Here is a 13,635-nt window from a genome sequence, read left to right on the forward strand (position 1 = left end):
TACCGGGGCTGGCCAATGGTCAGCCAGTAGCCCGACTGAAACCAGGAGCTATCGATTAATGAAAGATACGTCGTCAAATTTCCGCGTCGCTCGCGAAGACCTTGCCCGCTTCATGCAAGCCGTTCTGAAGGCGGCAGGTGCTGATCAGGCATCAGCAAACGCGGTCACTCGCGCGCTGATTACTGCCTCACGTATGGGCACCGACAGCCATGGCCTGCGTCTGCTGCCCCACTATCTGCAGGCCCTCAAGGGCGGGCGGGTCAACGGCGCGCCCGAGATGCAGTTCCACCAGCGCCTGGCGGCGACCGGTTTTCTGGATGCTGACGATGGGTTGGGACACCTCGCGGGTTATACCGCCATGGAGCACGCCATGGCGATGGCCGAGACGGTGGGGATGGGCGCCGTTGCGGTGGGCAACTCGTCGCACTTCGGTGCGGCGGGGTGCTATGCGTTGGCAGCGGCTGAGCGCGGTTATCTCGGCATGGCGTTCTGCAATTCGGATCCTTTCGTGCTGTTGCATGAGGGCGCCAAACCCTTTCACGGTACCAACCCCATCGCCTTTGCGGCGCCGGTGGCGGGCGAGTCGCCTTACCTGCTGGATATGGCGACCAGCTCGATTCCCTGGAATCGCGTGCAGCAGTACGGGGCTATTGGGCGTGAACTGCCTGACCAGGTCGCGGCGGATGCTGCCGGGCAGGTAAGCCGCGTTCCTGGTGAAGTGGCCGCACTGTTACCGCTGGGTGGTAGCGGCTTCGGCTTCAAGGGCGCGGGGTTGGGTGGCATGGTTGAGGTTCTGAGTTCGATGCTGTCGGGTATGCAGCATGGCTTTAAGCTGCTGCCCATGGGTGGGCCAGACATGGCGACGCCACGCGGGGTAGGGCACTTCTTCCTGGTCATGCAACCGGATGCGTTTGTGGATGCAGGCACTTTTGCGCAAGGAATGGCCGAGTATCTAGCCGACCTGCGCGCCCAGCCTGCTGCACCCAATGCCCAGGTAATGGCACCAGGTGATCGCGAATGGCGCTGCCAGGCCCAGCGCGACGCCGAAGGCATTCCGCTTGATTCTGCCAATCAAGTAGCCTATGCCGAGATCGCCGAGCAGTACCAAATAGCGCCGCTCTCTCGGCTGGTTTGAAGGATAATGACCAGAAATGCAGTAAAATGGCGGAAAATTCCAGGTTAACCAGGGGTGACTGCCTATGAGCAGATACCGGATCGAGCGTAAAACGCTATCGGAACAGGTCGCTGAGCAGCTTGAGGCGGAGATTCTCGAGGGGCGGCTGAGTGAAAACGATCAACTGCCATCAGAGAGGGAGTTGATGGAGCAGTTTGGTGTTGGCAGACCCGCGGTGCGTGAAGCACTGTTCCACCTGCAACAGCTAGGACTTATCGCCATCAACAGCGGTACCCGCGCCAGGGTAATTCGTCCCACCGCTGAGGCGGTGATGGCCAGGCTTTCTGGGGTAACCCGACAGCTACTTTCTAAGCCCGATGGTCAACAGTATTTCCAGGAAGCGCGGGCCATGTTCGAGATATCTTTGGCTCGCTACGCGGCGCGTAATGCCAGTGAAGAGGATCTAGCGAGGCTGCGCGATGCATTAGCGGATAATCGCGATGCAATAGGTGATGAAGCACGCTTTAAACGCTCTGATAATGACTTCCATGGCGTGTTGGCCAGCATTGGCCGTAACCCCATTTTTGATGCTATCCATGTGGCGCTCTCTGAGTGGTTGGACGATCGCCGCGCGCTGGTGCTGCAACAGAAGGACGAAGACAAAGCGGCTACCGCTGCGCATACCGAAATCATCGCAGCGATAGAGTCTCGTGACCCAGATGCGGCCGAAGCAGCCATGCGGCGCCACCTAGACCGTCATTACGGCACCTATATGCAGCTTAAAAAGCGCCTCTCGGACGCTTCTTAATTTTCATGCTACCCAATTAATCCTGCCGCCTTTTTTATTCGGCGGCAGGGATGGGATCACTCGGCCATTGTCGATTCAGCAATCTCTTGGAATTCAGTCACGAGATCTTCGCCGATGCGTGGTGCCCACTCTTCGTAAACCGGCTGCACGGCTTCCTGGAAAGCGGCAATCTGCTCGTCATTAAGACGGGTAATTTGCATGCCGCGCTCTTCAAGCTGATCCCGTGCCCAGTCGTCGTACTCGCTGGAAAGCTGGATTTCGTAATCCGCTGCTTGCAGCGCGGCTTCCTGAACAAGTTCCTGATACTCTGGATCGAGGCGATCCCAGGTACGCTGAGAGATCATCTTGATGAAGGGTGTATAAACGTGACGGGTTTCGGAGCCGTAATCCTGCACCTCATAGAAGTTGGAGGTCAGGATGGTGCTCCAAGGGTTTTCCTGGCCATCGACAACGCCTTGTTCCATGGCGGAGAAGAGTTCACCAAATGCCATCGGGGTCGGGTTGGCGCCCAGCGCTTCCCAAATAGCCAGGTGCACTGGGTTCTCCATGGTGCGAATAGACAAGCCACGAACGTCCAGGCCCGCCACATCTTCTGGTGAAGCGACTTCACGAGCACTATTGGAGAGCTGGCGGAAGCCGTTTTCAGAGAATGCCAGGGCTTTTAGACCAGTGCCATCGAAGGCATCAAGCATCTCCTGGGCAGCATCGCTACGCATGGCCTTTATAGCCGCTTCCCGAGTAGGCAGTAGGAAAGGAAGGTCAAAGACTGCCAGCTCCTCGACATAACCTGTGGCGGGTGAAGAGGAAGGGTAGGTCATATCCAGCGTACCGGTTTGCAGCATTTCCATCATCTGCACGTCATCGCCAAGCTGGCTGTTGGGAAAGATATTAACGCTGATACGCCCTTCGCTGCGCTGGTCGAGAATATCCGCAAAGTATTGGCTAGAGATATATTGAGGCGAGCTTTCCGCCAAGCCCAATCCCATGCGCAGAGTGACGCTGCCGTGGTCACCCACGGTGCCACCCTCTATCTCTGGCGGATCGGAAAGGTCAGGCGTTTGCGCGTAGGCAATGCCTGAGCTGAGCAGTGTAGCGCCGGTCATTAATAGGGTGCGTTTCCAAAGATGGTGCATAGTCGTCGCTCTCCTGGCGTGCTGCAGGTCGCTACGCTAAGGGGATATTCCTAGCGAGCTGCAGCGTGGTTGATTGTTGTTGTGTGTAAGCGGCACTCGCTTATAGAGGTGTAAGTGCCGCTCCCTTAGGTGAATGTCTAACGTTTTTGGTATATGTTCAACATATACTTTTGTATGTATCGACGCCGCGGGTAAGAACGCGTACCGTCATGGCAACTCTTCCCTACATTTTAGGAAGCTTTCTTCATCGTTAGTGTTGGTGGGCAGTTTGAGTGCCTAAAGCGCGCCTGCCGACTTGTATATTTACTTTAGGCGTGGAGCGGAACCATGGCCAATTTTCAGCGAATAACTCCTGAGCAGTTGCGTTCACGCTACTGGTTCGATAACCCTGATCACCCCGGAACCACGGCGCTATGTATTGAGCGCTACCTCAATTACGGTATTACTCTGGATGAGCTGACCAGCGGTAAGCCGATCATTGGTATTTGCCAGTCGGGCTCTGATTTAACCCCGTGCAACCGCCACCACATTGACTTGGTCAAGCGGGTTAAAGACGGAATTCGCGCCGCAGGTGGCGTGCCGTTTGAATTTCCCATGCATCCTATTCATGAGAACGTGCGCCGACCCACTGCTGCGCTGGATCGGAACCTCGCTTACTTGGGCATCGTGGAAGTGCTCCATGGCTACCCGCTAGATGGCGTGGTATTGACCACCGGCTGTGATAAAACCACCCCGGCTGCGCTGATGGCCGCGGCAACGGTGAATATTCCGGCCATTGTGCTCTCCGGTGGTCCGATGCTAAACGGCTGGCGCGGTGCCGAGCGGGTGGGCTCAGGCACGATTATCTGGGAGCTTCGCAAGCGGCTGGCCGCAGGGGATATCGACTACGCAGAGTTCCTTTCCCGTGCCAGCGATTCAGCACCCTCGATAGGCCACTGCAACACCATGGGCACCGCCTCTACCATGAATTCCATGGCGGAAGTCCTGGGCATGAGCCTGCCGGGGTCGGCGGTGATTCCTGCGCCCTATAAAGAGCGCGCAATGGTGGCTTACGACACGGGTACGCGGATTGTCGATATGGTGTGGGAAGACCTGCGCCCGCTGGATATTCTGACCCGGGAAGCGTTTGAGAACGCCATCGTGGCGTGCTCGGCACTGGGCGGTTCATCCAATGCGCCGGTACATATCAATGCGATTGCCCGCCATGCAGGCATCGAGCTGGATAACGATGACTGGCAGCGCCTGGGCCATGAAATTCCACTGCTGGCCAACGTAATGCCTGCCGGTGCTTTCCTGTGCGAAGAGTTCTACCGCGCCGGTGGTGTGCCCGCGATCCTCCATGAGCTACACACTGCCGGTAAGCTGCACGGCGAGGCGCTAACGGTCAATGGCCGCTCCATCGGCGATAATTTGCAGGGCCGTGAAACTCAAGACACTGATGTGATTTGTCGCTATAGCGACCCGTTGGTGGATCATGCGGGCTTCCTCAATCTCAAGGGCAATCTATTCGACTCGGCGCTGATGAAAACCAGCGTGATCTCGCGGGATTTCCGCGAACGCTTCCTGAATGACCCCAATGACCCGGAAGCCTTTGAGGGCAAGGTGGTGGTATTCGATGGCTCCGAGGATTACCACGCCCGTATTGATGACCCAGCGCTGAACATTGATGCACGCACCATCCTGGTAATGCGCGGTGCAGGGCCGGTAGGGCATCCTGGCGGTGCCGAAGTGGTTAATATGCAGCCGCCGGAGGCGCTGATCAAACAGGGCATCGAATCGCTGCCGTGCCTGGGCGATGGTCGCCAGTCGGGTACTTCCGGCTCACCGTCGATTCTCAATGCCTCCCCGGAAGCCGCTACCGGGGGTGGCTTGGCGCTGCTGGAGAGTGGCGACCGTCTGCGGGTCGATCTCAAGCGCGGTGAGGTGCAGCTGCTGATCGAACCCAGTGAACTGGAAGCCCGCCGGGAGCGTTTAGCCCAGCAGGGCGGTTACCGCTACCCTGGCCACCAGACGCCTTGGCAGGAGATCCAGCGCAGCATGGTCGAACCGCTGGACCGCGGTATGACATTGGAACCCGCCACCAAGTACCGCGATGTGGCTCGCCAGCATCCGCCCAGGGATAATCACTGAAGAGGCGAATACTAAAGATGAGTCGTTGGAGTACCTTATCGCATCGCCAGCAGGGACTACTATTGACCGCTGGCGGGGCGCTGATCATGGCCCCGGATGCCCTGCTGATTAAAGTGGCCGATCTGCCCGATGCCGAGATATTGATGTGGCGTGGCTTTCTTTCGGGCTTAGGTTTTCTACTGATCGCCCTGATGCGCTATGGCCGTGGCACGCTGGCAGCCTACCGTCGCTGCGGCTGGACGGGTATCGCCGTGGCGCTGCTGTTCAGCCTGACCACCTGCGGTTTCGTGCTGGGCAACCAGTACACCAAAGCGGGCAACGTACTGATGATACTGGCCAGTTCGCCGTTAATCGCTGCCGTGCTCTCCTGGATCATCCTCAAGGAGCGTCTGCCAAGGCGTACCTGGTTAGCGATATTGCTGTGCATGGTGGGTGTCGCCATGATCGCCCTCGATGACGCGGGCGCAGGTTCTTGGGTCGGAAACGCTTTCGCTTTGATGGCGGCAACGACCCTGGCGATTAACTTTACCCTCTGCCGTACGCGGCCGGGGGTGGATATGAGCCCGATGCTGGTGTTCAACGGCCTTATTGTGGGTAGCACCGCAGGGCTGTTTTGGCTGGCGGGCAGCGAACCAACCCTGCCTGCAGCCAACCAGCTTGCTGTCGTTATCCTGCTCTGCCTGATTATTGTGCCTTGCGGCGTGACGCTACTGCAGCGTGGGCCGCTCTATCTGCCCTCCGCCGAAGTGGGCCTGCTAATACTGCTGGAAGTGGTGATAGGCACGCTGTTGGCCTGGTGGATTCTGGCCGAACAGCCCGCGCCAATGGCCATGGTTGGCGGCGTTCTGGTGCTGGGCACACTGGGTGCTAAAGGCCTCTATGAACGGCGGCTGGAACTGAAACAGCGGGCGGGGCTCGATGCTACGCCGTCGATAACAGTCGACCGGTCAAGTACGGTATGATTGACAGGAATCGAAATAGGGCCTTATCGCAGTGACGTCATCTCCTAGTAAGCCAGTAGCTCGCCCCAGTATTGCCGAACATCTCGCCGAGGAGATCTTTGGTGGGCGCTATCACCCCGGTGACTTAGTACCCCGAGAAATGGATCTATGCGAACGCTTTGCGATCAATCGCTCAGCGGTGCGTAGCGATCTTCGCCAACTGGTCGATGCCGGGATTATTGAGCGGATTTCTGGTCATGGTTCCAAGGTGCGCGAATACTCAGAGTGGCATATTCTTGATGCCCAGGTGACTGACTGGCTGACCCGCTACGCTGCCCCCAACCCGGATATTCAGCGCGAGATTCTTGCCTTCCGTCTGGACGTTGAGCCCTATGTGGCGATGACCGCCGCCAAGCGGGCCAAGGCGCGTGATTTAGTCGCCATCGAAGAAGCCTTTGAAGGGCTAGGGCAGAATCTACGCAATGCCACCTGCGAAGAGGAGCGGCGGCTGCACAGTGAGTGTGATGTCGCTTTTCACGAGGCGATCTTCAAGGCGACCCACAATATTGTCTGGGCGCAGCTATCGCATATCCTGCGACCCTCCATCTACATGCTGATTTCCATGTCCAACGAGAACGCCCCAGATCCTGAAGAGAGCCTGGAGCGTCACCGTCAACTGATGGAGAGCATCCGGCTGCGCCGCCCCCGGGAGGCGTTTTTAGCGTCCCAAGCGGTGTTGGCAGGTACCGCCGCAGCGCTAGGGCTTGAGCACAGCGTTAGCTCATTAGGGCGCAGCGTTGAGCTGCCCCACACCACCCCCTGAACCCATTTTCAATGGTTAAAAACAAAGGCAAGCGTATGTCTGACTTCAACTCTGGCTTTAGCTCTGGCTTTAAGTTCGGCCTAGTGGGCGTGGGTAAAATTGTCCGAGACCAGCACCTTCCTGCCATAGCCGCCACCCCAAACTGCCATCTTGTCGCCACGGCGGATCCTCATGCCTCGCTGCCGGAACTACCCGCCTATCAAGACCTGGAAGCGATGCTAGACGCCCACCCTGAAATCACCGCCGTCTCAATCTGCACGCCGACGCACCTGCGCTACTCCCAGGCGCGGGCAGCGCTGATGCGTGGCAAGCACGTGCTGCTTGAGAAGCCGCCAGGGGCGACGTTAAGCGAAGTGGAGGATTTGATTGCCTGCGCTCAGAAGCAGGGCGTTAGCCTATTTGCCGCCTGGCATTCGCGGTTTGCCCCCGGCGTGGCTCAGGCCCAGCAGTGGTTAGCCGATCGCCAGGTTCAGCGGGTTGAGATCGAGTGGAAAGAGGACGTGCGGGTATGGCATCCAGGCCAGGCGTGGATCTGGCAGCCCGGTGGCATGGGGGTTTTTGACCCCGGTATTAACGCGCTGTCGATTGCGACTGAAATCCTGCCCCAACCGTTCTTTCTGCAACGGGCGCGGCTGCTGGTACCGAGTAACGCGCAAACTCCGATTGCGGCAAAGTTATCCTTTATTGATCCAGAAGGCGCGGCGATCGAGGCCGATTTCGACTTCCTCCAGAGCGGCCCGCCAACCTGGGATATGCATATCGACAGCGATGGCAACCGTCTGAGTCTCACCCAGGGCGGCTGTCGATTGGTCATCGACGATGAACTGATCATTGAAGAGGAGGAGCGCGAGTATCAAGGTTTATATGCGCGCTTTGCCGAGCTGATCGCCAACGGGCACAGCGAGGTGGATGTGGCCCCGCTGCGCCAGGTCGCCGATGCGTTTCTATACGGTCATCGTGAGGCTACCGAAGCGTTTATCGAGTGAAGGCTTTATCTGGAAATATGAGGTAGCCAAGAAGCTATCTTAGTGGCCTTAATCGGATACGATCTTATTGCGTTTTATACAGCTGTCATACGCTTGGGGAACGAAACTATCTTCCCCCACGTCGTCTCGAGCTAACGTAAGAAACTCGCAAAGCGGTGGCAGCATATGGGGGGCTAGCTGATAGGCGTTTAACGTTTCAGTCAGGTAGCGCATATCTTTTTCAGCATTACCAAGACTGAACTGTAACTTTGTGCACTCCTTCTGCAGTACCCACTCCATAACGGGAGCGAACATCGCGCTGTTGGCTCCCCCTTGTGAGCAAATTTCCAGGAGTTTGTCTTGTGAAACGTCCATGCCAGCCGCCATAGTGGCCGCCTCACTGACTAGGGCAGCAGCCCCTAACGAGAGAAAATTATTAATCAGTTTCAGTTTATGCGCTGAACCAACCTTACCCACATGAAAGATGTTTTCTGCGAAACTTTCCATGACCGGCGTAATACGCGCCACTGTGGAGGCATCGCCACCCACCATGACATTTAGTCGTCCATCTCTGGCTTCACGAGGCGTGCGTGCTAAAGGCGCGTCAACGAGTACCCCCCCTTGATGTTCTACGTTTTTCGCAAGGCGCTCAGTTGATTCGGGATGAGCTGTAGAGCAGTCGACGATAATAAGCCCTTCGTGGCTTCCGGCCATTAAACCGTCAGCCCCGCTGACGATTTCGTTGACCTGTTCGGATGTCTTTACGCAGATAAAAACAATATCACTATTTCTTGCCATCTCTGCGGGAGTGCTAACTTCTGTCGCGCCTTCCTTGCATAGCGCTTCAAGGGGGGATCGATTCCTATGGGCCATCACCGTTAGCGGATAACCGTTACGTACGATATGTCTGGCCATTTCCTTGCCCATTAAGCCGAGCCCAATGAATCCGATGCGTTCTTGTTTCATAGTCGCCTCTGATGAGTTGGTTCACCACACCTGAATATCGCCCACTAGACCTTTGCATGAGCGGCTGTTATTGCAGTGCCCGAGGGAAAGTAACCCCCAGACGTTCCGACCAATCGGCTAGAGCTTCGGGAACACCGTCTGGAAGAGGCACGCCCTCCTGCGCATAACGCTTATGGAGGGCAAGTCCGCGCTCGCCAGGAATCCGTACTGGAGGGCTACCTTCCGCAACAGGATTGTTACGGCAAGCATCCACCAAAGCGCCAGTTTCGCGTTTGAAGGCGTCAAGCCCACCAAAGGCTTCGGGATCCATGATCTGTACCATGACCGAGGCACCCCATTGTGCAGGCGCCTGCACACGGCCAAATCCAGCGAGCCCAGACGTTAAGGCTTCCACCATTAGCCCCAGCGCATATCCCTTGTGGCCGTGGTCAAGCCCACCAATTGGCATGATGCTCCCCTTAGGCTCATCGAACAGCACGCTAGGTTGATCGGTCGCATTGCCCTGGTGATCCTTAAGCCACGGATACGGCAGTTGGCTGTTTTGTTTGTGAAGTCGGCCGACCATGCCATTAGTGGTAATGGATGTGCTGACATCTAACAGAACCGGGCCTGAAGCCGTCGGATAGCCCACAGCGATAGGGTTAGGGGTGTGGGTCGCTTGCAAACCGCCATACGGGGCAACCGACTTAGTCGCCGGATCGGATGATTCGATCACCACCACGAGGTCTTGATCAGTGGCACGTTTCAGATAGGCTGCCAAGCAGGCGATATGATTTGAGCATCGAATCACGACTGTCCCTGTGCCGCAGGAGCGAGCCATCAATTCGGCGGTTTCCATCGCTTTAATGATCAACCAGGGGCCGGGAAGATAACGACCATCCCATGTCTGCACGGCAGCGCGTTTGGAGATTACCTCATACTCACCTGACACAGGCATCCGGCCAGACTGAATCTCGCCAAGGTAAGGGGATAGTAGCTGAAGCCCGTGAGTCGTGTGTCCCATTAAATCGCCTTCGACGAGTATCTCGGCAACTGCTTGAGCCTTTTCTTCTTCGAGCCCGGCTGCCACAAGTAAAGCGGTGCTGAATTGAGTAATGTCCTGCACGTCGTAATGGTGGCTCATTGTATTTATTCTCCTAAATTTGTTGTTGTCAGGCTCTCTTAATCATTGCGCCGTCTGAGTTGATTGATTAAGGCGCTATGGTCTAACTCGCCATCCCCTTGATCGACGAGCTCTTCAAAAAGTGTGTTGACCAATGACGAAATCGGTAGCTTAAGATGTAGCGTGTCGGCAAAAGCCATCGCGGTCTGGGTATCTTTCAATTGCCATTTCGCTGGCCCACCCGGGGTAAAGTTTTCCTGAATCATACGCTGCCCGTGTATACGCAAAATGGTCGAGTCAGCAAACCCACCTTCAAGCGCACTGAGCATTCGCTCGGGGTTTGCCCCGCCCTGTTCTGCCAATAGTATGGCTTCTGCCACGGTAGCAATGGTGTTGGCCACAATCATTTGATTGGCGAGCTTAGCAAGTTCCCCGCTACCTGCAGGGCCAACATGAACGGGCCTGCCGAGAGATAAGAGAATGGGTTCTACTGCTTTAAAACTTACGGCATCGCCACCCACCATAATGGCCAGCGTGCCGTCGATCGCTCCCTGCTCACCGCCGGAAACCGGCGCATCAAGGTAATTAATCTGGCTCTTGGCGGCTTCTCCTGCTTGACGGCGAGCGGTTTCGACAGGTATTGAACTCATGACAATAAGTGTGGCGTCACGCTGCATGGCATTGAGTAGGCCGCTAGGGCCCAACAGCATTTCATCACACACAGGCCCAGAGCTAAGCATAACGATAACGACATCGCTTTCGGCAACGGCTTCTTCGGGCTTTTCTACGATGGTGGCACCCACCGACTCTAAACGGTTGGCTTTGCTTTTTGTTCGATTCCAGACAAGCACTTGGTGTCCTGCATGTGCCAAGCGTGCTGCCATCGGCGCACCCATAATGCCCGTGCCAATAAATCCGATAGTACGTGACGTTGTCATTATTAGTTCCTCTATCTAGATGAGCCATTGAAGAGAAGGGGCGGTGCGTTTCTATATCTCATGCAAGATTTCAGCTACGTTTCTCAGCTACGTTCCAGCGTGATGGGGCATCCACGTTCGTTATTTGGTTGTTAGCGCAGGTAAAGCGGTATATCGATATCACCTGATTCTCGGAAGTTAATCAGCCGGTCGAGTACCTTGGATTCTGAACGCTCTAAATGGGTTGCCAAGGCTTTGCCTGCTTGCGCAGGTTGTTGCAGGCGCATTTTTTCAAATATCCATAAATGTTCATCGAAGAAAGGATCTTGATCGGGAAGCTTTAATACTCGTCCAAGCAGGTGTTTACTGACTAATAAGATAGGATGCGTGCGCCGGAGCATATTCATGACCTCCTGGTTATCACCTAAACTAACGGCGGCATGATGGAGGTCATTTTCTAACTCATCCAGTAGCTCCCCCTTTATATCAGGATAGCTCTCAGCAGCGTGTTTGAGTTTGGTAATATAGCCTTTAATGGCACTTTCTGGCATATGTTTTGTGGATCGCGCAATCATATAAGGTTCTAATTGGCGACGTGCTTCATAAAGATTATGTAACCGCTGATCATTCAGAGGCACCACGCTCCAGCTATTATATTTAATCTTCTCGACTAAACCGATAGACTGTAAATAGAGCAAGATTTGGTGAGTGACTGTGCGGCTGACATTAAGCGTTTTGGAAAGCTGCAGCTCATTGAGTTCAAACGCACCCTTAATCGAACATAAAACGATGTCATGCTCAACGCTGTCGATATGCGCCCGCCAAGAAACGATACGGTCTACTTTTGGGGCATGGCCAAGTTGTTTGAAATCATGCTCACTGAGCGCACGTCGCACTACCTCACCTGGCGATGCGCCTACTAAATAGCCGCGCCCCTCAAAACGGCAGATATACTGCTCTTCGTGCAACCGGCTTAATGTTTGCCGAACGGGCGAGCGGCTAATACCAAACAGCTCCGCTATATTTCCCTCAAGCAGTACTAAACCGGGTTCAAGACGTTTCCCAACAATACTCTGCTTAAGAGCCGTGTAGAGTTGGTCGCGCAGCGTTTTTGTCATAGTCAGTTAATGGCTCTCTAATGGAAATTTAGGTGACGGCACCTACCAGCCAGGGAACGAATTCATTATTACCGTAACCCAATGATTCGCTGGCGCTCATATCACCTGAAGCGATGGCAATAATGCGCTCAAAAATCTGCTCTCCAACACTTTCTACACTGTCAGTGCCATCAACAATAACGCCACAGTTTATATCCATGTCTTCATGCATTTTCTCATACATGGAGGTATTCGTTGCGAGCTTAAGGCAGGGGGCGGGTTTGAAGCCTGAGACTGAACCTCGCCCAGTGGTAAAGCAGACTACGTTAGAACCGGAGGCGATTTGACCCGTGACCGAAATCGGGTCATAGCCAGGGCTATCCATAAAGTTAAAACCGCGCGTGGTCATCTTCTCAGCATACAGCAGCACGTCGTTAAGGCTCGACGTTCCGCCTTTAGCTACTGCGCCCAATGATTTCTCAAGGATAGTTGATAGCCCACCCGCTTTATTGCCTGGGGAAGGGTTGTTGTTTAGCTCAGCGCCATTTATCTCAGTGTAATGTTTCCACCAGGTAATCCGGTCGAGTAGTTTCTGGGCGACGTTCTCATTAATGGAGCGGTCTATCAGGAGGTTTTCAGCGCCATAGATTTCGGGGGTTTCGGCGAGTATAACGCTGCCACCATGTTGCACGATAAGGTCGGCGGCATGGCCCAAAGCTGGGTTCGCGGTAATACCTGAGTAGCCGTCTGACCCGCCACACTGCAATGCAACCACTAAGTGCTCAAGGGGCGCAGGTGCACGCTGCTGTTGGCCGTGTTGGGTGGCCATTTGCATGATGTGATCACAGGCCGTTTTGATGCTAGTGCGTGTCCCTCCCGCGTCTTGAATATTAAAGTAAGCCAGCCGCGAGGCATCTTCCAACCCCTTTCTTTTGACTAATGTTTTGACCTGGTTGGTCTCACAACCCAGGCCAATGATGAGTACAAAAGCAAAGTTGGGGTGCTGGGCATACCCTGCGATAACACGCTCAAGAAAGGCAAAACCTTCTGAGTCAGTATTCATGGCGCAACCAGAACCATGGGTAATGGCCACTACACCATCGAACCCCATTTGGCTTAATTCCCCAGACTGATTGAGCGCGTCCGCAGCGGCTTTAGCCACCGTGGCAGAACAGTTCACGGTAGAGAGAATACCAATATAGTTACGCGTTCCCACGCTACCATCAGCCCGTTGGTAGCCTTGAAACGTCCGTGAATGGCTAACGGTGACGGTTTTTTGATGGGGCTGAAAATCTTCCAATGAAGAACTAAGTTCAATCATGGTGAGGTTGTGGGTGTGCACATGCTCACCAGGATTAATATCCCGTGCAGCCAGCCCAATCAGTTGGCCATATTTAAAAACGGCCTCACCATTTTTGATAGGCGTGAGCGCAACTTTATGCCCCGCATCAATATTTTCTTGAGCAAGCGTGCCCTTTTTATCAATGGGTATATCTTTTGGAACTGCTTTTGAGGCAACGCCTACGTTATCCCGCGGATTGAGATGAATAATAACTGACGGGGAATTAATGAGATTCATCGTTTACCTCAAGCTGATTATTGGGCTTTTGTTGCAAGGGTCAGGCGCAAGCTTAAAAGC

General features: G+C 55.0%; 12 protein-coding genes. 6 read left to right on the plus strand and 6 right to left on the minus strand.

Annotated features, from left to right (window positions below):
• The first annotated feature begins 58 nt into the window (after window positions 1-58).
• Window positions 59-1,135: an Ldh family oxidoreductase gene (locus AC4EYZ_RS16280; protein WP_474191097.1), complete on the plus strand. Its 1,077-nt coding sequence runs from the start codon at window positions 59-61 to the stop codon at window positions 1,133-1,135.
• Window positions 1,136-1,199: 64 nt separating this feature from the next.
• Window positions 1,200-1,922 (plus strand): transcriptional regulator NanR, encoded by a 723-nt coding sequence (gene nanR, locus AC4EYZ_RS16285; RefSeq protein WP_022521913.1) that lies wholly within the window; start codon window positions 1,200-1,202, stop codon window positions 1,920-1,922.
• A 56-nt stretch (window positions 1,923-1,978) separates the two neighbouring features.
• Here the strand turns inward: nanR and AC4EYZ_RS16290 are convergent, their stop codons facing one another.
• Window positions 1,979-3,055, minus strand: coding sequence for a TRAP transporter substrate-binding protein (locus tag AC4EYZ_RS16290; protein WP_138799382.1), 1,077 nt, complete (start codon window positions 3,053-3,055; stop codon window positions 1,979-1,981).
• A gap of 327 nt (window positions 3,056-3,382) precedes the next feature.
• Between AC4EYZ_RS16290 and AC4EYZ_RS16295 the strand changes: the two genes are divergently transcribed.
• The 4 genes from AC4EYZ_RS16295 to AC4EYZ_RS16310 are packed head-to-tail and all read left to right on the plus strand — an operon-like array spanning window position 3,383 to window position 7,935.
• A complete protein-coding gene (locus AC4EYZ_RS16295; protein WP_009287496.1) occupies window positions 3,383-5,185 on the plus strand; it encodes an IlvD/Edd family dehydratase in 1,803 nt (600 codons plus the stop codon).
• Between the two features lie 17 nt (window positions 5,186-5,202).
• Window positions 5,203-6,147 (plus strand): DMT family transporter, encoded by a 945-nt coding sequence (locus tag AC4EYZ_RS16300; RefSeq protein ID WP_009287497.1) that lies wholly within the window; start codon window positions 5,203-5,205, stop codon window positions 6,145-6,147.
• A gap of 31 nt (window positions 6,148-6,178) precedes the next feature.
• Entirely contained in the window at window positions 6,179-6,949 is a 771-nt protein-coding gene (locus AC4EYZ_RS16305) for a FadR/GntR family transcriptional regulator (RefSeq protein WP_027956964.1), read from the plus strand.
• Between the two features lie 35 nt (window positions 6,950-6,984).
• Window positions 6,985-7,935, plus strand: a complete 951-nt coding sequence (locus AC4EYZ_RS16310; protein WP_051052052.1) for a Gfo/Idh/MocA family protein — start codon at window positions 6,985-6,987, stop codon at window positions 7,933-7,935.
• A gap of 48 nt (window positions 7,936-7,983) precedes the next feature.
• Here AC4EYZ_RS16310 and AC4EYZ_RS16315 read toward each other — a convergent pair whose 3' ends face one another.
• The 5 genes from AC4EYZ_RS16315 to AC4EYZ_RS16335 all read right to left on the minus strand — a co-directional run bounded on the left by AC4EYZ_RS16315 (window position 7,984) and on the right by AC4EYZ_RS16335 (window position 13,575).
• Window positions 7,984-8,880, minus strand: coding sequence for an NAD(P)-dependent oxidoreductase (locus AC4EYZ_RS16315; RefSeq protein ID WP_474191096.1), 897 nt, complete (start codon window positions 8,878-8,880; stop codon window positions 7,984-7,986).
• 67 nt (window positions 8,881-8,947) lie between these two features.
• Complete coding sequence (locus AC4EYZ_RS16320; RefSeq protein WP_009287499.1) at window positions 8,948-10,003, minus strand: Ldh family oxidoreductase; 1,056 nt, start codon at window positions 10,001-10,003, stop codon at window positions 8,948-8,950.
• Between the two features lie 38 nt (window positions 10,004-10,041).
• Entirely contained in the window at window positions 10,042-10,920 is an 879-nt protein-coding gene (locus AC4EYZ_RS16325) for an NAD(P)-dependent oxidoreductase (RefSeq protein WP_009287500.1), read from the minus strand.
• A 131-nt stretch (window positions 10,921-11,051) separates the two neighbouring features.
• Window positions 11,052-12,017: a GntR family transcriptional regulator gene (locus tag AC4EYZ_RS16330; RefSeq protein ID WP_009287501.1), complete on the minus strand. Its 966-nt coding sequence runs from the start codon at window positions 12,015-12,017 to the stop codon at window positions 11,052-11,054.
• Between the two features lie 28 nt (window positions 12,018-12,045).
• The gene (locus tag AC4EYZ_RS16335; RefSeq protein ID WP_027956961.1) at window positions 12,046-13,575 is read right to left on the minus strand and encodes a UxaA family hydrolase; all 1,530 of its coding nucleotides are present in this window, start codon (window positions 13,573-13,575) and stop codon (window positions 12,046-12,048) included.
• Window positions 13,576-13,635: the final 60 nt, after the last annotated feature.

The organism is Vreelandella sp. 162(4c) (assembly GCF_058152265.1).